This is a genomic window from Pseudomonas orientalis (assembly GCF_002934065.1).
GTDB classification, from domain to species: domain Bacteria; phylum Pseudomonadota; class Gammaproteobacteria; order Pseudomonadales; family Pseudomonadaceae; genus Aquipseudomonas; species Aquipseudomonas orientalis_A.
Map to the genome: position 1 here is coordinate 2,236,071 of NZ_CP018049.1, position 20,596 is coordinate 2,256,666.

At 62.4% G+C, this 20,596-nt stretch carries 13 protein-coding genes and 1 pseudogene; 7 read left to right on the forward strand and 7 right to left on the reverse strand.

From position 1 onward, the window contains the following. The first annotated feature begins 75 nt into the window (after nt 1-75). The gene (locus tag BOP93_RS10220; RefSeq protein ID WP_104502504.1) at nt 76-1,437 is read left to right on the forward strand and encodes an MFS transporter; all 1,362 of its coding nucleotides are present in this window, start codon (nt 76-78) and stop codon (nt 1,435-1,437) included. Then, nucleotides 1,434-2,708, forward strand: a complete 1,275-nt coding sequence (locus tag BOP93_RS10225; protein ID WP_104502505.1) for a glucarate dehydratase family protein — start codon at nt 1,434-1,436, stop codon at nt 2,706-2,708. The genes BOP93_RS10220 and BOP93_RS10225 overlap by 4 nt, the downstream gene beginning before the upstream one ends. Nucleotides 2,709-2,768: 60 nt before the next feature. Here the strand turns inward: BOP93_RS10225 and BOP93_RS10230 are convergent, their stop codons facing one another. Continuing rightward, nucleotides 2,769-3,707 (reverse strand): LysR family transcriptional regulator, encoded by a 939-nt coding sequence (locus BOP93_RS10230; RefSeq protein WP_104502506.1) that lies wholly within the window; start codon nt 3,705-3,707, stop codon nt 2,769-2,771. A 108-nt stretch (nt 3,708-3,815) separates the two neighbouring features. Here BOP93_RS10230 and BOP93_RS10235 point away from each other — a divergent pair, with 108 nt between their 5' ends. From BOP93_RS10235 to BOP93_RS10245, 4 genes and pseudogenes are all read left to right on the forward strand, one after another. Further along, on the forward strand, nt 3,816-5,315 hold the full coding sequence (locus BOP93_RS10235) for a CoA-acylating methylmalonate-semialdehyde dehydrogenase (protein WP_104502507.1): 1,500 nt from the start codon (nt 3,816-3,818) through the stop codon (nt 5,313-5,315). A 1,353-nt stretch (nt 5,316-6,668) separates the two neighbouring features. Beyond that, nucleotides 6,669-7,088, forward strand: a pseudogene (locus tag BOP93_RS28145) (HAMP domain-containing protein); the annotation flags it as partial. A 102-nt stretch (nt 7,089-7,190) separates the two neighbouring features. Continuing rightward, nucleotides 7,191-7,946 carry a methyl-accepting chemotaxis protein gene (locus tag BOP93_RS28150; RefSeq protein WP_430758791.1) on the forward strand — a complete coding sequence of 252 codons (756 nt, stop codon included), beginning with the start codon at nt 7,191-7,193 and terminating at the stop codon, nt 7,944-7,946. A gap of 16 nt (nt 7,947-7,962) precedes the next feature. Beyond that, entirely contained in the window at nt 7,963-8,883 is a 921-nt protein-coding gene (locus tag BOP93_RS10245; protein WP_104502509.1) for a substrate-binding domain-containing protein, read from the forward strand. 1,343 nt (nt 8,884-10,226) lie between these two features. Here the strand turns inward: BOP93_RS10245 and BOP93_RS10255 are convergent. The 4 genes from BOP93_RS10255 to xylA all read right to left on the reverse strand — a co-directional run bounded on the left by BOP93_RS10255 (nt 10,227) and on the right by xylA (nt 15,513). Then, nucleotides 10,227-11,363, reverse strand: a complete 1,137-nt coding sequence (locus BOP93_RS10255; RefSeq protein WP_065891989.1) for a sugar ABC transporter permease — start codon at nt 11,361-11,363, stop codon at nt 10,227-10,229. Next, entirely contained in the window at nt 11,364-12,908 is a 1,545-nt protein-coding gene (xylG, locus tag BOP93_RS10260; RefSeq protein ID WP_065935299.1) for a D-xylose ABC transporter ATP-binding protein, read from the reverse strand. A 163-nt stretch (nt 12,909-13,071) separates the two neighbouring features. Then, a complete protein-coding gene (gene xylF / locus BOP93_RS10265) occupies nt 13,072-14,073 on the reverse strand; it encodes a D-xylose ABC transporter substrate-binding protein (protein ID WP_057721949.1) in 1,002 nt (333 codons plus the stop codon). 123 nt (nt 14,074-14,196) lie between these two features. Then, nucleotides 14,197-15,513 (reverse strand): xylose isomerase, encoded by a 1,317-nt coding sequence (gene xylA / locus BOP93_RS10270; protein WP_065891991.1) that lies wholly within the window; start codon nt 15,511-15,513, stop codon nt 14,197-14,199. A gap of 139 nt (nt 15,514-15,652) precedes the next feature. Here xylA and BOP93_RS10275 point away from each other — a divergent pair, with 139 nt between their 5' ends. Beyond that, a complete protein-coding gene (locus BOP93_RS10275) occupies nt 15,653-16,828 on the forward strand; it encodes a XylR family transcriptional regulator (protein ID WP_065883553.1) in 1,176 nt (391 codons plus the stop codon). Here BOP93_RS10275 and BOP93_RS10280 read toward each other — a convergent pair. Both BOP93_RS10280 and BOP93_RS10285 read right to left on the reverse strand, forming a co-directional pair. Further along, nucleotides 16,825-18,090, reverse strand: coding sequence for a carbohydrate porin (locus tag BOP93_RS10280; RefSeq protein ID WP_104502511.1), 1,266 nt, complete (start codon nt 18,088-18,090; stop codon nt 16,825-16,827). The genes BOP93_RS10275 and BOP93_RS10280 overlap by 4 nt on opposite strands. A gap of 57 nt (nt 18,091-18,147) precedes the next feature. Beyond that, nucleotides 18,148-20,556 (reverse strand): glucose/quinate/shikimate family membrane-bound PQQ-dependent dehydrogenase, encoded by a 2,409-nt coding sequence (locus tag BOP93_RS10285; RefSeq protein WP_104502512.1) that lies wholly within the window; start codon nt 20,554-20,556, stop codon nt 18,148-18,150. Nucleotides 20,557-20,596 lie beyond the last annotated feature (40 nt).

Here is a 20,596-nt window from a genome sequence, read left to right on the forward strand (position 1 = left end):
GTTAGATTAGACGGGAACAATACCGGGCGTCCATCATCGAGCGGTCCCCAAAAAAATAATGAAAGGGAGTTGCCCGTGGATACCCTCCAGAATGCGCCAGACCCGAGCGTGCTTGCGAGCGCCGCCGCCAAGGTCAAGCGCCATGTGCTGCCGTTGTTTGTGGTGATGTTCATCGTCAACTACATCGACCGCGTCAATATCGGCTTCGTGCGCAGCCATCTGGAAACCGACCTGGGCATTGGTGCGGCGGCCTATGGCTTGGGCGCAGGGCTGTTCTTCATCGGTTATGCGATCTTCGAAGTACCGTCCAACCTGCTGCTGCAACGCTACGGCGCGCGGGCCTGGTTGACGCGCATCATGTTCACCTGGGGCGCGGCCGCGATGGGCATGGCGTTCGTGCAGGGGGAAACCAGCTTCTACGTGTTGCGCTTTATCCTGGGCGCCGCCGAAGCCGGGTTCTTTCCCGGCATCATTTACTACTTCACCCAGTGGCTGCCGGCCAGCGAGCGCGGCAAGGCCATGGCGATTTTCCTCAGTGGGTCGGCGATTGCCTCGGTGATTTCCGGGCCGGTGTCGGGCGCATTGCTCAACGTCAGCGGGTTGAGTCTGCATGGCTGGCAATGGATGTTCCTGATCGAAGGCTTCGCCTCCATCGTGCTCTGCGGCTTCGTGTGGTTCTGGCTGCAGTCCCATCCGCACCAGGCCAAGTGGCTCAGCGCTGCGCAAAAACACGCGCTGGTCAGTGCCATTGCACTCGAGCAACAGGCGCGCGAGACGAGCCGGGGCGTGCGACCTTCGATGTTCAAACTGCTCGCCGATACGCAGATCGCACTGTTCTGCTTTATCTACTTTTCCATCGCCCTGACCATTTACGGCGCCACGTTCTGGCTGCCGAGCATGATCAAGAAAATGGGCGACCTGGGTGACTTCCAGGTGGGCCTGTTCAATTCCATTCCCTGGTTGATTTCCATCGTCGCCATGTACGGCTTCGCCTCGCTGGCCAGCAAGTGGAAGCACCAGCAGGCGTGGGTGTCACTGATGCTGGTGATCGCCGCGTTCGGCATGTTCATGTCCACCATCGGCGGGCCGGTGTTTGCGTTCGTCGCCATCTGTTTTGCCGCCATCGGCTTCAAGGCCGCTTCGGCGCTGTTCTGGCCGATCCCCCAGGGCTACCTGGACGCGCGGGTCGCGGCGGCGGTGATTGCCTTGATCAATTCGGTCGGCAACCTGGGCGGTTTCGTGGCGCCCACCACGTTCGGTTTGCTGGAGCAGAGCACGGGGTCCATCGAGGGCGGCCTCTACGGGCTGGCGGCCACTTCACTGGTGGCGGCGGTGTTGGTGTTTTTTGCCCGCACCGCACCGCGCAGCGGTACGCCGCCCACTTCATCCACGGCACATCACACAGTGCGTCCAGGTCCACAGGGAGCCGTCTCTTGAAAATTGTCCGCGTCACCGTCACCCCGATTGCCTTTCGCGACCCGCCGCTGCTCAACGCCAGTGGCATCCATGAGCCTTTCGCGCTGCGCTCGATCATCGAGATTGAAAGCGACACCGGTTACATCGGCCTCGGCGAAAGCTATGGCGATGCGCCAGCGCTGGCGATCCAGCAACAGGTCCAGCCACAGCTGATCGGGCTGGACCCGTTCAACCTCAATGGCCTGCGCGCTATCGTCCAGGCCACCGTGGCGGCGTATAGACCGCAGAGCATTGCCGGGGCGGAGCTGGCGCCGGGCTCCCATGCCAGCAAAGCCGTAAGCAATGCCTATTCGGCGTTCGAAGTGGCGTTTCTCGACCTGCAGGCGCACGCGCTGAATGTGCCGCTGGTGGACCTGCTCGGCGGTGCGATTCGCGACCGGATTCCGTTCAGCGCCTACCTGTTTTTCAAATACGCCGAACATATCGATTCGCCCTACAAACCCGACAGTTGGGGGGAGGCCCTGACTGAAGCGCAGATCGTCGCCCAGGCCCGGCGCATGCTTGAAACCTACGGCTTCAAAAGCATCAAGCTCAAGGCCGGTGCGCTGGAGCCGGAGCATGAGGTGCGCTGCATCAAGGCGCTTAAAAAGGCGTTTCCGGGTGTGCCGCTGCGCATCGACCCGAACGGCAACTGGTCGTTGCACACCTCGATTCGCATGGCCGAACTGCTGGGCGACGACCTGCAATATTACGAAGACCCGACCCCCGGCCTGGACGGCATGGCCGAGTTGCACGCACGTACCGGCTTGCCCCTGGCGACCAATATGGTGGTGACCGACTTTGACGAGTTTCGCCGCAGCGTGGCGTTGAACAGTGTGCAGATAGTGCTCGCCGACCACCACTACTGGGGCGGCCTGCGTGACACCCAAGTGCTGGCGAAAATGTGCCACACCTTTGGCCTGGGCGTGTCGATGCACTCCAACTCACACCTGGGCATCAGCCTGATGGCCATGGCCCATGTAGCGGCCGCGGTGCCCAACCTCGACTATGCCTGTGACACGCACTACCCGTGGCAGGAGCCGGATGAGGAGGTGATCAAGGGCGGCAAGCTGCCTATCGTCGACGGCTGCGTGAGCATCACCCGCGCGCCGGGGCTGGGCCTGGAACTTGACCACGATCAGTTGGGCAAGCTGCATGACCAATACCTCAGTTGCGGTATCCGTCAGCGTGATGACGTAAAACAGATGCAGCGCTATCAACCGGACTGGAAAACGCTCAAGCCGCGTTTCTGAAGCAGGTCGCTTGCTTTGCCCGGTGACGCATCCGCGTGTGTCGCCGGGCTTTTTTTTGCCTCAGCCGACGAATCGGAACCCGCCGGCCAACTGCGCCTTTAAAAAGCCCACCAACGCACTCACTGACTTCGGCACATGGGGCGAGTACGGCCGAATCAGGTAGATCTCATCGGCAAACGCGCCCTTGAGCGTCCAACCCTTCAAGACCTGCACCAGCTTGCCCTCGGCCAGCGCCGCGTGGGCGCTGAAGTCCGGCAGCAGGGCGATGCCCAGGTGGTTGAGCGCCGCGTCGCGCAGGGCTTCGCTGTTGTTGGTGGCGAAGCTGCCGGCGATGGGGATGGTCAGGCGTTCGATGTGTGTGCCGCTGCGTTCGAAGGTCCAGGCCGGCTGGTCGGCGCCGCGTGGGTAGAACAGACAGTTGTGCGCCGACAGCTCGCTCGGCGTGCCGGGTTCGCCATGGCGCTGCAGATAGTCGCGGGTGGCGACCAGCACCGAGGCGGTGTCGCAGAGCTTCCAGGCCACATGGGTCTCGGGGATCTGGAAGCCATGGCGCACGGCCAGGTCGTAACCTTCGGCGGCCAGTGAACTCAAGGCGTCGGACACGTCCAGCTGGATGCGCACCTGCGGGTATTGCTGCAAAAATTGCGGCAGGTGCGGCACCAGCTGTTGCCGGGCGAACGCCACGGGCGCGGTCAGCCGCACCAGACCGCGGACTTCCCCGGCCTGGTCGCGCACCGAAGAAAAGCTGCGGGCGATGTGTTCATAGGCGCTGCGCACCTCGCGGGTCAACGACAGCCCCGCGTCGGTCAGCCGTACGCTGCGGGTGGTGCGCGTGACCAGGCGGGTGCCGGTGGCCTTCTCCAGGTCGGAAATGCGCTGGCTCACCGCCGACTTGCTCACGCCCAGGCGTGCGGCGGCGGCGGTGTAGGTGCCTTGTTCTTCCAGCACCGACAGCCAGTGGATATGGGTCCAGAGCCCTTCGATCTCGGCTTTTTCCATGGGGGTATTGTTCGCCAGTGTGCACAATAAGTTCAGGATTCTGCTCTGGTTCGGAACAAAGCGAAAGCCTAAGGTGGGTGCCAACGCCAACTACCTGGAGCGCCCGCCATGTCCACTACCCTTGAGCATTACATCAACGACCAGCGCGTGAGCCGCGATGATCGCTATCAGGATGTCTACAACCCGGCCACCGGTGAAGTCACCGCGCGCGTGGCCCTGGCCAGCCGCCAGACCGTGGCCGAAGCCGTCGCCGCTGCTCAGGCCGCCTTCGCCGGCTGGGCCGACACTCCGCCGATCCGCCGCGCCCGTGTGCTGTTCGAATACCTGCACCTGCTGCGTGAACGCAAGGACGACCTGGCGCGCATCATCGTCGCCGAACACGGCAAGGTCTTTACCGATGCCCAGGGCGAAGTCGACCGTGGCATCGACATCCTCGAATTCGCCTGCGGCATTCCCAACCTGCTCAAGGGCGAACATTCCGACCAGGTCTCCCGTGGCATGGACAACTGGACCCTGCGCCAGCCCCTGGGCGTGGTCGCCGGCGTGACCCCGTTCAACTTCCCGGTGATGGTACCGATGTGGATGTACCCGATTGCCATTGCGGCGGGCAACACCTTCATCCTCAAGCCAAGCCCCACCGACCCGAGCGCTTCGTTGTTCATGGCCGAGCTGCTGCGTGAAGCGGGCTTGCCCAAGGGCGTGTTCAACGTGGTGCAGGGCGACAAGGAAGCGGTGGACGCGCTGATCGAACACCCGGACGTCAAGGCGGTGAGTTTTGTCGGTTCCACGCCGATTGCCCAGTACATCTACGAGAGCGGCGCCCGCCACGGCAAGCGCGTACAAGGCCTGGGCGGGGCGAAAAACCATATGGTGGTGATGCCCGACGCGGATATCGAGCGCACGGTCGATGCGCTGATGGGCGCCGCCTACGGCAGTGCGGGCGAGCGCTGCATGGCCATTTCGGTGGCGGTGCTGGTGGGGGATGTCGGCGACAAAGTGATTGCGGCCTTGACCGAACGCGCCAAGACCCTGCGCATCACCGACGGCCGCGATGTGAAAGCCGAGATGGGGCCGATTGTGTCGAAGGTGGCGCTGGAACGCATCAGCGGCTATATCGAGCAGGGCGTACAAGCCGGCGCGCACTTGCTGCTCGATGGCCGTGACTATGTGCCCACCGAACCCGGCCTGGAAAAGGGCTTCTGGCTCGGTGCCACCCTGTTCGACCACGTGACCCGGGACATGAGCATCTACCGCGAAGAAATATTCGGCCCGGTGCTGGCCTGCGTGCGCGTCAACGACTTCGCGGAGGCCGTGAAGCTGGTCAACGACCACGAGTTCGGCAACGGGGTCAGCTGCTTTACCCGTGACGGCCACATCGCCCGCGAATTTGCGCGGCGCATCGAAGTGGGCATGGTCGGCATCAACGTACCGATCCCGGTGCCGATGGCCTGGCATGGTTTTGGTGGCTGGAAGAAGAGCCTGTTTGGCGACATGCACGCGTATGGCACCGAGGGTGTGCGCTTCTACACCAAGCAGAAATCGATCATGCAACGCTGGTCGGAGAGCATCGAGCAGGGCGCGGAGTTTGCGATGCCGGTGTCGAAGTAGGTCTCGCAGGCACTGTATGCCCGAATGTGGGAGGGGGCTTGCCCCCGATAGCAGTGGGTCAGTTGATCAATCTGTGACTGACCCACCGCCATCGGGGGCAAGCCCCCTCCCACAGTTTCTACCGCATTCAGGCAGTGGGTTTTGTACAGGTCAGGCACTCGATGGAGCCTGGTCTTGGCAACAGCCAGCAAGTGCCACCAATCCCAATGTTGAAATGCAGACCAATGTGGGAGGGGGCTTGCCCCCGATAGCGGTGGGTCAGTTGATAAATCTGTGACTGACCCACCGCCATCGGGGGCAAGCCCCCTCCCACAGTTTTGAGCGCGTTCAGGCAGTGGGTTTTGTACAGGTCAGGCACTCAATGGAGCCTGGTCTTGGCAACAGCCAGCAAGTGCCACCAATCCCAATGTTGAAATGCAGACCAATGTGGGAGGGGGCTTGCTCCCGATAGCTGAGTGTCAGTCAGAAGAGGCTGACTGACCCAACGCCATCGGGAGCAGCCCCCTCCCACTTTTTTTACGGTGCTCATCAAGTCCCCACCCAGCTGGCCGATACAGGCTCTAGCCCCCCGAGCGTTCCCGAGCTCGGGGCGTGCACGCCTGGTTATCGCTCAGGTCAACGAATAACAATCAAAAAGGGGTAGCCATGACCATATTGCAGCGTGTGATCGGCGGGTTTGCGGTGTTGGTGCTGTTGCTGCTGATCATGGCCGGGATCAGCTATCAGAACACCCAGTCCATCAGCAGTCGCCTGGGCATTATCACCGGCCAGTCGGCGCCGTTGAGCCGGGCCGCCAGTGAGTTGTACGTGCACATCCTGCGTGCCAACCAGGCGTTGCTGGCCATTCAGATCAGCACCGACCCCAAGCAGATCGAGGACGGCAAGCGCCCGTTCACCGAGAGCATCGCCCAGTTCAACCAGTTGCTCGACAGCACCCTGGCCTATACCGGCGAGCACGAGGCGCTGCGGGCGAACCTGGCGCAGCAGCGTCAACAGGTCGCGGCCTACGCCGAACAGGCGCAGGGGTTGATGACGTCCCACTTGCAGCATGTGCAGCAGTTGGCGCTGACACGCACACTGCAAGGCTACAGCAGTGCGCAGGCGATGCAGCTGACCAGCTACTTGCGCGACTACATCGCGCAGGCACGCAGTGCCGGCGAACCGCAGCAGGTGGCCGCCGCGGAGAAACTGCTGCTGGAAGTCAATAAATCCTACGATGGTTTCGCGGCCCATACCGTCACGCCCGCCATCGATAAATTACAGCGCGTGCTGAACCTGCAGGACGAAGTGATCAGCACCCGCGCCCAGGCCCTGACGGCGATTGACCCGCGAGTCGGGCGGATCGCCGGCGTCATGGTCAATCGCCTGCTCACGGACCTGACCGCCGCTGACGGCCTGTTCCAGGCCTATCAGGTGGAGGCAAAACTCGCCGCGCAGGTGCAGCAACAGCGCACGGCGGTAGACGCGGCGCTCAAAGCCACCCTGGACCGGATTGCCGAGTTCGGCAGCCAGTCCCTGGAGGTCGCCAACCAGGCCAGTCACTCGGCCAATGCCACCATCGGTACCAGCCGCAGCTTGCTGTTGATCGCGTGTGTGCTGGCGGTGCTGGCTGCGTTGGCGATTGGTACGTGGGTGGCCTTCAGCCTGCGGCGTCCGCTGGCGGCCTTTCGCGACGTGCTCAAGACACTCACCGCCGGGGACATGCGGGTCAGTTTCGATGTCAGCCGTAAAGATGAGTTCGGTGAGTTGGGCGGTTACCTGAACGAACTGACCAAGGCCCTGCAGAAAACCTTTCGTGAACTGATCCGTTCTGCCGATGCGCTGGCCGTGACCGCCGGCAGCAACGCCTTGAACAGTGAGCAGACCACCCGTGTGGTGGATGAGCAGAAGGACCGTTTGCAATCGGCCGCCTCGGCCATGACGCAGATGGAAAGCACGGTCGAGGAGGTGGCACGGCGCGCGCAGGACACCCGCCAGGCGGTGGACGACACCAGTGATCTCACGCACAAGGTGCAGGCGCGCGTGGCCGAGACCATCGTCAATATCCGTCAGCAGGCCGACCAGGTGAACAAAGCCACGCAAGTCACCGATGAGCTGCAGAAGTACGGGCAGAACATCGAAGGCATTGTGGTGGCCATTCGTACCATTGCCGAACAGACCAACCTGCTGGCCCTGAACGCGGCAATCGAAGCGGCGCGTGCCGGCGAGCAAGGGCGTGGGTTTGCGGTGGTGGCCGATGAAGTGCGGTCGCTGGCCAGCCGTACCCAGACCTCGACCAGCGAAATCCAGGACATGATCGGGCTCATGCAGGAAAAAATTCATTCGGTGGTGCAGGTGATGAACGAAAGCCAGGCGCAGTCCAGCCAATGCGTGTCCCTGGCCTCGGGCGCCGGTGACTTATTGCTGTCCATGAGCGGCGCGGTCGACAGTATCCGCGACATGAACATCCAGATTGCCGCCGCCACCGAGCAGCAGAGCGCCACGGTGCAGGACACCAGTCGGATGGTGATTCAGATCAACGATTCGGCCCAACTGACGGCAAACGGCGCCGAGCAGTCCGCCATCAGCAGCCAAGAGCTGTCCAACATGGCCAAAGTGCAGCGCGAGCTGCTCCATCATTTCAGCGTTTGAGCCCAGGAGTCAGAACATGAAAGCATGGTTGATGCTTGCCCTGGGAGCGACGCTGTTCGTTCCGGGCTTCGCCCAGGCCGCCACCCCGTTGCTGGGTGTAGGCATGGCAAAGTACGACGATAACTTCCAGACCCTGCTGCGCAACGGGGTGCAGCAACAGGCCGGCGTCATGAACGCCGATATCTTTATGGAGAATGGCAAGGACAGCGTGGATTTGCAGATGCGCCAGTTCCGCAATCTGGTCAATTCCAAGGTGGATGCGATCATCATCGCGATGGTCGACGGCAAAAGTGCGGCGCAGATGATGCAGTTGGCTTCTGACGCCAGGATCCCGCTGGTCTTCGTCAACCGCAACCCGAACCCGGAACAGTGGCCGGCGAAGACCGCGTTTGTCGGCTCCAACGAGCTGGAGTCGGGGACGTTGCAGATGGAAGAGCTGGCGCGCCGTGCCGGTTACAAAGGCAACGTGGTGATTCTGGTGGGCGACCCGGCTAACGCGTCCTCCTTGATGCGCACCGAAGACGTGGAAAAAGTCGTGGCCAAATACCCGGATATGAAAGTCGTACAGAAAAAGGTCGGTAACTGGGAACGTAGCCAGGCTGCCACGATTGTCATTGACTGGGTCAAGCAGGGTGTGGATTTTTCGATCATCGCGGCCAACAACGATGAAATGGCGATCGGCGCGATCATGGGGCTGGAAAAGGCCGGCAAGCAGGCCAAGGACTATTGGGTCGGCGGCATTGACGGTACACCGGACGGGTTGAAACTGATGGCCGAGGGCAAGATGGCGGTCAGCGTGTTCCAGGATGCCGCCGGCCAGGCCGCCGGTGCGGTGGACACCGCGCTGCGTCTGGTGCGCGGCGAGGTGCTGGAGTCGATGGTGGTGTGGGTGCCGTTCAAGCTGATCACGCCCGAGAATCGCCAGGCGTTTGAATAGAGCGCGTCCAGGCAGTGGGTTTTGTACAGGTCAGGCATTCGATGGAGCCTGGTCCTGGCAACGGCCAGCAAGTGCCACCAACCCCAATGTTGAAATGCAGACCAATGTGGGAGGGGGCTTGCCCCCGATAGCGGTGTATCAGTTGATCATTCTGTGACTGACCCACCGCCATCGGGGGCAAGCCCCCTCCCACAGTTTTGAGCGCGTCCAGGCAGTGGGTTTTGTACAGGCCAGGCATTCGATGGAGCCTGGTCCTGGCAACGGCCAGCAAGTGCCACCAACCCCAATGTTGAAATGCAGACCAATGTGGGAGGGGGCTTGCCCCCGATAGCGGTGTATCAGTTGATCATTCTGTGACTGACCCACCGCCATCGGGGGCAAGCCCCCTCCCACAGTTTTGAGCGCGTCCAGGCAGTGGGTTTTGTACAGGTCAGGCATTCGATGGAGCCTGGTCCTGGCAACGGCCAGCAAGTGCCACCAACCCCAATGTTGAAATGCAGACCAATGTGGGAGGGGGCTTGCCCCCGATAGCGGTGTATCAGTTGATCATTCTGTGACTGACCCACCGCCATCGGGGGCAAGCCCCCTCCCACAGTTTTGAGCGCGTCCAGGCAGTGGGTTTTGTACAGGTCAGGCATTCGATGGAGCCTGGTCTTGGCAACTGCCAGCAAGTGCCACCAACCTCAATGTTGAAATGCAGACCAATGTGGGAGGGGGCTTGCCCCCGATAGCGGTGTATCAGTTGATCATTCTGTGACTGACCCACCGCCATCGGGGGCAAGCCCCCTCCCACAGTTTTGAGCGCGTCCAGGCAGTGGGTTTTGTACAGGTCAGGCACTCAATGGAGCCTGGTCTTGGCAACTGCCAGCAAGTGCCACCAACCCCAATGTTGAAATGCAGACCAATGTGGGAGGGGGCTTGCCCCCGATAGCGGTGTATCAGTTGATCATTCTGTGACTGACCCACCGCCATCGGGGGCAAGCCCCCTCCCACAGTTTTGAGCGCGTTCAGGCAGTGGGTTTTGTACAGGTCAGGCACTCAATGGAGCCTGGTCTTGGCAACTGCCAGCAAGTGCCACCAACCCCAATGTTGAAAAATGCAATCAACTGTGGGGGGAGGGGCAAGCTCTGATGCCAGTCAGTTAAGCGTACGCCGCCGTCTGTAGGAGCGAGCTTGCTCGCGAAAAACTCACTGGCACCGCGTTCATTCAGAAAACACGCGTTATCGTTGACGTTTTTCGCGAGCAAGAGCTAGGCGCCCCCCTCGCTCCTACAAAAAAGCCTTCACTGACTGGCATCAAGGCAAGCCCCCTCCCACAGTTTTGACCGCGTTCAGCCACTGGGTCAGCGCCGGCCCGCTCGCGTACTCACATCCACCCACACCGCCAGCACCAAAATGCTGCCCTTGACGATCATCTGCCAGTAGCTGTCCACGTCGAGCATCGACATGCCGTTATCCAGGCTGGTAATCACCAGCGCCCCGAGCAACGCGCCATACACTGTGCCCGAGCCGCCGCGCATTGAGGTGCCGCCGATAAAGCACGCGGCAATCGCGTCCAGTTCGCCCATGTTCCCCGCTGACGGTGAACCGGCGGCCAGGCGCGCGGTGTTGACCAGGCCGGCCAGCGCGCACATCACGCCCATGATGCCGAAGATCCACAGTTTCACCGCCTGCACGTTGATACCCGACAGCCGCGTCGCCTCCATGTTGCTGCCCACCGCGTACACGCGACGGCCGAACACGGTCTGGCTGGTGACGTAGCTGAACACGCCGAGCAGCACCAGCAACAGCAACACCGGCACCGGGATGCCGTCGTAGCTGTTGAGGGTGGTGACGAACCCGGCCAGCACTGCGCCGATCAGCACCACGCGCAGTACGTCGCGCATCAGGGCATGCGCGGCCAAACCGTGCAGTGCGCGGTTACGCCGCTGCCTCCAGGTGAGGAACAGGGTCAATGCAAACAGCAGGACACCCAGGCCAATGCCCACCGAATGCGGCAAGTACCCCTGGCCCACGTACACCAGCGACGGCGACACCGGCGCGATGGTGGTGCCGCCGGTGATCCCCAGCAGGATCCCGCGAAACGCCAGCATCCCGCCCAGACCGACAATGAACGACGGGATGCGCAGGTAGGCCGTCATATAGCCGTTGGCCAGGCCGATCATCAAGCCGCACAGCGCGACCAGGCTCAGGTTGGCCAGCAGCGGGATGTGATAAACCACGTCCAGGATCGCCGCCAGCCCGCCCAGCAAGCCCAGCAATGAACCCACCGACAAATCGATTTCGCCGCTGATGATCACCAGCACCATGCCGCACGCCAGTATCCCGGTGATGGACATCTGCCGCAGCAGGTTGGACAGGTTGCGTGGCGTGAGGAAACCGCCGTCGGTCTGCCAGCTGAAAAACAGCCAGATGAACGCGACGGCGATCACCAGGGCGAGCATTTTGTAGCGGGTGAAAAGGTGTTTGACCTGATTCATCTACGCGGTCTTCCGATCATTATTGTTTTGGCTGAGCGCAGCGGCGAGTACCTGTTCCTGGGTGAGCCCCTGATTGATGAAGTCGCCACGCAACTGGCCGTCGCCGATCACCAGCACGCGGTTGGACACGCCGAGCACTTCGGCGAGTTCCGACGACACCATGATGATCGCCACGCCTTCGGCCGCCAGCGCGCCCATCAGTTTGTAGATCTCGTACTTGGCGCCCACATCCACCCCGCGCGTGGGCTCATCCAGGATCAGCACCTTGGGCTTGGCCATCAGCATTTTTGCCAGCACGGCCTTTTGCTGGTTGCCGCCGGACAGGCTGGTAATCGGCAGGAACGGGCTGGCGGTTTTCAGGTGCATGCGCGCGATCTGCTGGTCGATGCTGCCCAGTTCGGCCTCGGCGTCGATGCGGGTCAGGTGGGCATAAGTGTCGAGCACCGCCAGGGTGATGTTCTGGCCCACGCCCAGGTCGGGGATGATGCCCTGGCGCTTGCGGTCCTCGGGCACCATGCACAGCCCGGCGCGGATCGACTTGAGCGGCGTGCGCGTGTCGATCACCTGGCCTTCCAGCCACACCTCGCAGCTGTAGCGCCCGGGGTAGGCGCCGAACAGTGCCGACACCAGCTCCGTGCGCCCGGCGCCCACCAGCCCGGCAATGCCGAGGATTTCGCCACGCCTGAGCACGAAGGAAACATCGTCGACGCGTTTGCGCCTGGGGTTGTCGACGTCGTAGCAGGTAACGTTGCGCGCCTCGAACATCACCTCACCCACCTCATGGGGTTCGGTGGGGTAGAGGTTGCTCATCTCGCGGCCGACCATTTGCGTGATGATTTGCGCGATGTCCATGTCGGCCATGGCGGTGGTTGCGATGTGCTTGCCGTCACGAATCACGGCGATGGTGTCGCACACGGCGGCCACCTCATCGAGCTTGTGCGAAATGTACACGCAGGCCACGCCCTTGGCCTTGAGGTCACGGATGATGTCCAGCAGCACGTCGATTTCCGAGCGGGTCAGGGCCGAAGAGGGCTCGTCCAGAATCAGCAGGCGCGCCTGTTTGTTCAGGGCCTTGGCGATCTCCACCAGTTGCTGGTAGCCGCCGCCGTATTGCGACACCGGCAGCGCCACATTCATGTCCGGCACCTTGAGTTCACGCATCAACGCCTCGGCGCGGTGCAACATCGCCGGGTAATTCATGCGCCCACCGGGCAGGGTCAGTTCGTGGCCCATAAAGATGTTCTCGGCCACCGACAGGTCGGGCACCAGGGTCAGTTCCTGATGGATGATGACGATGCCGGCGGCTTCGGTTTCGCTGATGGACTGGGCTTTGAGCGGCTGCCCGTCCCAGAGGATTTCTCCTTCCCAGGTGCCGTACGGATAGACCGCCGACAGCACCTTCATCAAGGTGGATTTGCCGGCGCCGTTTTCGCCGCACAACCCGACACATTCGCCGGGCCGCACCTTGATGTCGATGCCATTGAGGGCGTTGACACCACCGAAGCTTTTGACGATGCCGTTCATTTGCAGCAGGTAGTCGGACATGGGAAAGGCTCACACAAATAGGCTGGCGCCCACCCCCGTAGGAGCGAGCTTGCTCGCGAAAAACCCGAGAGCGCCGCGTTTATCCAGGAAGCGCGCATTATCGTTGACGTTTTTCGCGAGCAAGCTCGCTCCTACAGGGGGCGAGGTTTTATCGAGGCAGTCATCATTGCCCGGCGATCTGCTCTTTGGTGTAGAACCCGTCCTTCTCCAGCACGTCGATATTGGCCTTGGTCAGCGGCGTCGGGGTGAGCAGGATGGTGTCGACCTGCTTGCTGCCATTGTCGTATTGCGAGCTGTAGGTGGGTTTTTCATTGCGCGCCAACTGCACCGAGAGTTTGGCCGCCTCGGTGGCGATCAACTTGAGCGGTTTGTAGACGGTCATGGTCTGGGTGCCGTCGATCACGCGCTTGATCGCCGCCAGGTCCGCGTCCTGGCCGGAAATCGGCACCTTGCCCGCCAGCTTCTGCGCGGCCAGGGCCTGGATCGCACCGCCGGCGGTGGCGTCGTTGGAGGCGACGATGGCGTCGATTTTGTTGTTGTTACGGGTCAGGGCGTTCTCGACGATGCTCAGGGCTTCGGTGGGGTTCCACTCTTTCACCCATTGCTGGCCGACAATCTTGATATCGCCCTTGTCGATGGCCGGTTGCAGCACCTTCATCTGGCCTTCGCGCAGCACCTTGGCGTTGTTGTCGGTCGGCGCGCCGCCGAGCAGGAAGTAATTGCCCTTGGGCGCCGCTTGCAGCACGCCGCTGGCCTGCATTTCGCCGACTTTTTCGTTATCGAAAGAGATGTAGGCATCGATGTCCGCGTTGAGGATCAGGCGGTCATAGGACACCACCTTGATCCCGGCCTTCTTGGCTTCGGCCACCGCGTTGGTGAGCACCGTGGCATTGAACGGCACGATCACGATCACATCGACGCCACGGGAGATCAGGTTTTCGATCTGCGAGATTTGCTTCTGCTCGTTGGCATCGGCGGACTGCACGAACACCTTGGCATCGAGTTTTTCCGCCGCCGCGACGAAGTAGTCACGGTCTCGGGACCAGCGCTCCAGGCGCAGGTCGTCGATGGAAAAACCGATTTTCGGGTGAGCCGAATCGGCCATCACCGGCAGGGCGAGCAGGGCCAGGGCAGTGGCGAGCAGCGTACGTTTGAATGACTTCATGGTGGTGCGTCCTTTTATTGTTGTTGGAAAAGACACAGCGTGGTGCGCCTGAAACTGTAGAGCGTCCTCGGGCGCTCTGTGCATAGATTTGTCGCGCAAATGTCACAGCCCCCGGTATGGGCGTCAGGTGTAGATAAACCGGTTCACGATTCCTTCCAGCATCTCCTGCCGACCACTCACGGCCTGCGGGTCCAGTTCGTTGGCAAACGCATGTTCGGCCAGGGATTGCAGGCTGAACTCGCCCGCCAGTACGGCTTTGCCCAGCGGCTGCTGCCAGCCGGCATAGCGCTGGTCCTTGAACTGTTGCAGGCGGTCGTTCTGCACCATGGCGGCCGCGCGCTCCAGGGCCAGGGCCAACACATCCATGGCCGCCACGTGGCCGTGGAACAGGTCCACCTCGTCCAGGCTCTGGCGGCGTACCTTGGAATCGAAATTGTAGCCGCCATTCCTGAACCCGCCGGCCTTGAGGATTTCATAGGTGGCCAGGGTCATTTCCTCGACGCTGTTGGGAAACTGGTCGGTATCCCAGCCGTTCTGCGGGTCGCCACGGTTGGCGTCGATGCTGCCGAAAATTCCCAGGGACACGGCGGTGGCGATCTCATGATGAAAGCTGTGCCCGGCCAACGTCGCATGGTTGGCCTCGATATTCACCTTGATCTCGTGCTCCAGGCCGTACTCGTGCAGGAAGCCGAACACCGTGGCGCTGTCGTAATCGTACTGATGCTTGGTCGGTTCCTGGGGCTTGGGCTCGATCAGCAGGTCGCCGGTAAAGCCGATCTTGTGTTTGTGCTCCACCACCATGCGCATGAACCGGCCAAGCTGCTCGCGCTCGCGCTTGAGGTCGGTGTTGAGCAGGGTTTCATAGCCTTCACGGCCGCCCCACAGCACGTAGTTGGAACCCTTGAGGCGCAGCGTGGCGTTCATTGCGCTGAACACTTGGGCGGCGGCGTAGGCGAACACCTCAGGGTCAGGATTGCTCGCGGCGCCGGCGGCAAAGCGCGGGTTGCTGAAGCAATTGGCGGTGCCCCACAGCAACTTGATGCCGGTCTGTTCCTGATGACGCTCCAGGTGATCGACCATCTGCGCAAAGTGGTTGCGGTACTCCTTGAGCGAACGGCCTTCAGGCGCCACGTCGGTGTCGTGGAAACTGTAGTAGTCGATGCCCAGCTTGGAGAAAAACTCGAAGGCCGCCTCCGCCTTGCCGATGGCCAGCTCCATTGGATCACCGCTGCGCTGCCACGGCCGCTTGAAGGTGCCCACTCCAAACATATCCGCCCCCGGCCACACAAAGGTGTGCCAGTAACAGGCGGCCATGCGCAGGTGCTCGCGCATGGGCTTGCCGAGGATCAGCTTGTTGGCGTCGTAGTGACGAAACGCGAGGGGAGAGTCGCTGGCAGGGCCTTCGAAGCGAACCTGCTCGACACCGGGGAAGTACGGCATGGGGTTTTCCTTATTGTTCTTGGCGGTGTCTGGATACTAGCAACGGCACTGGGGCTGCTGATTATGAAAATCACCAAGGGGTGGTGCGATTTTGTGCAGTCAGGTCTAGTCTGTCTCCACCGGCCCGAGGACAAAAACAATGAAAACCCTACCGCCCGTGCACCGCATTGCCTTGCTCTTCAACGGCAGCAAAATCTACGACCGTGGCATCATCGCCGGTATCGGCAATTACCTGAGCAGCACCCGTGCGTCCTGGGATTTGTTCCTGGAGGAGGATTTCCTCTGTCGCCTGCGCGGCATCGAGCGTTGGCAGGGCGATGGAATCATTGCCGATTTCGATGACCCGCTGATTGGTGAGGCGTTGGCCGGGAGTCGGATACCGGTGGTGGCGGTGGGCGGGTCGTATGAGGACGTCAGCCTGTACCCCAAGGGGATTCCCTATGTAGCGACCGATAACCATGCCCTCATGAAGCTGGCCTACGAGCACCTGATCGAGGCCGGGCTGACGCGGTTTGCCTGTTTCAGCCTGCCCGAAGCCCAGGCCAATCGCTGGGCCCAGGAGCGTGAGAAGGCGTTTCGCGGCTTGATGCAGCGCGATGGTTTGCAGGTGGAGATCTATCGCGGCCTGGGCACCAGCGCGCCGTTGTGGGACAGCGCGGTGGAGCAGCAGATTGCCTGGTTGCACAGCCTGCCCAAGCCCATCGGCATTATTGCCGTGACCGACGCCCGTGCCCGGCAACTGTTGCAGGCCTGCCTGACCGCAGGCATTGCGGTGCCGGAGGAAGTGGCGCTGATCGGTATCGACAACGACCCGCTGACCCGCACGCTGACGCGGGTGCCGCTCAGTTCGGTGATCCAGGGCACCGAAACCATGGGCCGCACCGCCGCCGCGCTGCTGCATCAGATGCTGCATGGCAAACCCTGTGCGGGTACGCAGGTGCTGGTGCCGCCGGACGCGATCAACGTGCAGGCCTCCAGCCTGCATCAACCTTTGGGCAATCCCTATGTGATGCAGGCCCTGCTGTTCATTCGTCAATACGCCTGCCAGGGCATCAAGACCGCGCAGGTGGCGGCGTATGTCGGGGTGTCGCGTTCATCCTTGGAGTCGCACTTTCGCAAGGTGCGCGGGTGCAGCGTGCACGACGAGATCCTGCGCTTCAAACTCGCCGCCGCCGCCAGGGGCCTGGAAAACCAGGCGCTGGCGATTGCCGATATTGCGCAGACCTGCGGGTTCACCTCGGCGCAATACCTGCACACGGTGTTTCGCCGCGAGTACGGGTGTACGCCGCGGCAGTACCAGCAGGGCGCGGCTTAGAACACCGCCTTGACCTGCATACCCAGGATCAGCGCATTGTCGATATGCTTCCCGGAAAATGCCCCCGGTTCGATGATGTATTGCACATCCGGACGCAAGGTCAGCCACGGCGTGGCCTGATAGCCATAACTGAGTTCGATCAACTGCTCGGCGCTGTCCAGGGCAGGGTAGGGGTTGCCTGCATTGAAGGCCGCCAGTTCCTGTACATCGCGACTGCGCGGGTTCGGCACGGCGCGGCCATAGCCCAGGGCGACGGTGTCGCGCGGGCGGCCTTCGAACGGTTTGTACAACACCACGCCCGCGCCATACCACTTGCTGAACGGCGAGGCCGCCTCGCTGGCCGCCGAATATTGACCGAAGGCATGCAGGCTGCGGCCCTGGGACGTCGGCGAGGCCCACACGGCCTGGTCGATCAACAGGTAGTGGCCGCCACGCCCGCTGACCTCTTTGTCGCTGCCGATGCGTTTGACATCGGAGCTGTCGTAGTAATAACCGAGCTTGTATTCACCCGGCAGGCTGCCGGTGTGTTTGTAGATCAGCTCGATGGGCACGACCGTGCCGGTGGTGTGTTTGGGCCCCAGGTGCCAGGCGCGGCTGGAATTGCCGTTGCTGGACGGGTCGACATTGAACGCGGCCACGCGCAGTTGCCAGTTGGGCGAGAAGTCGTATTTCACTCGCGCGCCCAGGTGCGCATTCGGGTAGTTGGCCCAGCCGCTGCCGCCCGACATGTTCAACGGGTGCCCGCAGAACCCGGCGTTCATGAAGTTGCACAGGATGCCGCTGTCCAGGCCGCCGAGGTCATTGCCCATGGCCATGTAGCCGAGCTTGAGGTTAAGTGCCGGGGTGAACAGCGTGCGTTCGTAGCTCAACTCGGTGAGGCGGGTGTAGAGGCCACCGTAGTTCTCCTGGATCGGCAGGCGGTTGCCCACCAGGTCGTCGGAGGCACTGTTGCCGCGTCGGTCGTTGATGGTCAGCTGGATGCGGTCGCCGTTGTTGAGACCGTAGAGTTTGCCCAGGTCGAACTGCACACCGAGCTTGAGATTCTGTGAATAGCGCGCCGAGCGATGCTGGCCGCCGTGGGCGTTGTAGGCGGTCTCGCCGCTGTAGTCGCCGCTGAAGCGCACGCCCTGGTCGTCGAGTTCGCGGCGCAGGCCGCCCCAGTCGCCGGTCAGGGTGGTGTCGTCGGCTTGAACGGGCAGGGCGGCGGCAAAGGCCAGGCCCAGCACCAGGCGCCCAAGGCACGTATGAGAAGTAGGGTTCATGGAGGATTTTCCAGACACAAAAGCGCGGTGCGGGCGCACCGCGCTAACAAGGGGTTGTTACGGCAAGGCGTAGGCGATCACGTAGTCGCCACGGTCGGTGGACTGGCGTGCACCGCCGGCGGTGACGACGATGTACTGCTTGCCGGTTTTCGGCGACACGTAGGTCATCGGGCCGCCCTGGCTGCCCACCGGCAGGCGGGCTTTCCAGATTTCATCACCGTTGCCGCTGTTGAAGGCGCGCAGGTAGAAGTCCTGGGTGCCGGCGATAAAGATCAGGCCACCCTGGGTCGACAGCGTACCGCCGAGGGTCGGCAGGCCGACTTTGATCGGCAGGTGCATGCGGATGCCCAGGGGGCCGGTGTCTTCAACGGTGCCTACCGGTACTTGCCAGGCGATTTTCTGCGTCTTCATGTCGATGGCGGTCAAGGTGCCGAACGGCGGCGCCTGGCACGGAATGCCGGCCACCGACAGGAAGCGGTTCTTGTTCACCGCGTACGGCGTGCCCTTGAGCGGCACGGCGCCCATGCCGGTGTTCAGCGCTTCGCCACCGGAGGCGGCCAGGGCCTTGTTCTGCGACGGCACCATCTGGATCCACAGGCCCAGGCGCATGTCGTTGACGAAGATAAAGCCGTGCACCGGGTCGGTGGAAATACTGCCCCAGTTCATGCCGCCCAGGGAGCCCGGGAAGCTCAGGGATTTATCGGTGCCCGGCGCGGTGTACAGGCCGTCGTAGCGCATGCCCTTGAAGTCGATGCGGCACAGCAACTGGTCATACGGCGTGGCGCCCCACATGTCCGATTCGGTCAGGGTCTGTGCGCCGATCTGCGGCATGCCCAGGGACTTGGGCTGGGTGGGGGAGTACGGCTCGTTAGGAATGTTCGCGGCTTTGACCGGCACTTCCTGCACGTCGGTCAACGGCTTGCCGGTGGCGCGGTCGAGTACATAGATCTGCCCGGCCTTGGTGCCGATCACCACGGCGGGCACCGCCTTGTCGCTGCCCGGCGGGGTGAAATCGATCAGGCTGGGTTGCATCGGCAGGTCGAAGTCCCACAGGTCATTGTGGACCGTCTGGTACACCCATTTCTCGGCGCCGGTGGAGGCGTCCAGCGCGAGTACCGAAGCACCGTATTTATGATTGAGCTGGGTGCGCTCCACGCCATAGATGTCGGTGGACGAGCTGCCCATCGGCAGGAAGACCGTGTTCATCAGCGGGTCGTAGGACATCGGTGCCCAGCTGTTCGGGGTGCTGCGCACGTAGGTGCTGCCAGCGGCTGGTGCGTGTTTGTCTTCAGGGTTGCCGGGGTCGAACGCCCAGCGCATCTGCCCGCTGATTACATCGAAACCACGGATCACGCCGCCCGGCATATCGGTTTGCACGTTATCCGCGACGCGACCACCCACCACCACCGTGGTGCCGGCAATCAGCGGCGCCGAGGACAGTTGGTAGTAGCTGTCCGGGACGTTACCCAGGCCGGCCTTCAAATCCACCTGGCCGTGGGTGCCGAAGTCTTCGCAGAATTTGCCAGTGTCGGCGTCCACGGCGATCAGACGTGCATCGATGGTGTTGGTCAGCAGACGACGCTGGCATTGCGCACCGGCGGGCACGCTGGCGGCAATGACCGGCGAGCTGCCTTGTTGGGTGGGCTGGGCAATCGGCGCAGTGGCGTCGAAGTAGGCCATGCCACGGCAGCGCTGCCAGACCGCCGATTGGGCATTGATCTCGTTCTTCCACAGCTCCTTGCCGGTGTCGGCGTCGAGCGCGATGAGGTTGTTGTGCGGGGTGCAGATAAACACTTTGTTGCCGATCTGCAGGGGCGTCAGTTGGTCCTCGGCACCGTTGCCGTCGCTGATCGCCACGTCACCGGTGTGGTAGGTCCAGGCGACTTTGAGCTTGTCGATGTTGTCGCGATTGATCTGGTCCAGCGCGGCGAAGCGGCTGCCGCCCTCGGTGTTGCCGTAGTGGGCCCAGTCTTTCTGGGCATCGGCCGCAGCCACCGGGGTGATGCCTGGGCCTGCACCGGTTGGCGCTACGCTTGGGTGAGCGACGAACATATTGCCCGCCGCCACTGCCACGCCGAGCGTCAGCACGGCAGCGACGCCGTACGCACCACGCGCCGGTTTGCCGACCAGCAACGGATACACCAGCGCGACCACGATACCGATCACGGCGAACATGAACAGGCGCGAGAACAGCGGCCAGTACACCAGGCCCACGTCCGCGACGGCCCAGACGGCCGTGCCGACCAGGAACGCGGCGAACAGCCAGGCACCCGCCGGGTTGCGCCGGGCAATCATCAGCCCGGCAATGGCCATGGCCACACCACCGACCAGGAAGTACCAGGAACCTCCCAGGCTGATCAATTTGGCGCCGCCGACGGCGAGCGCAAGGCCAAGCAGGGCGATGATCACGCCCAGGCCAAGGAGTAGGAATCTAGAGACGCCAGCGGCGCGCGATGCTCGTTTCATGTCGAAAGGACTCGAGTGAGAGAGGGCAAGGGCGCGATTT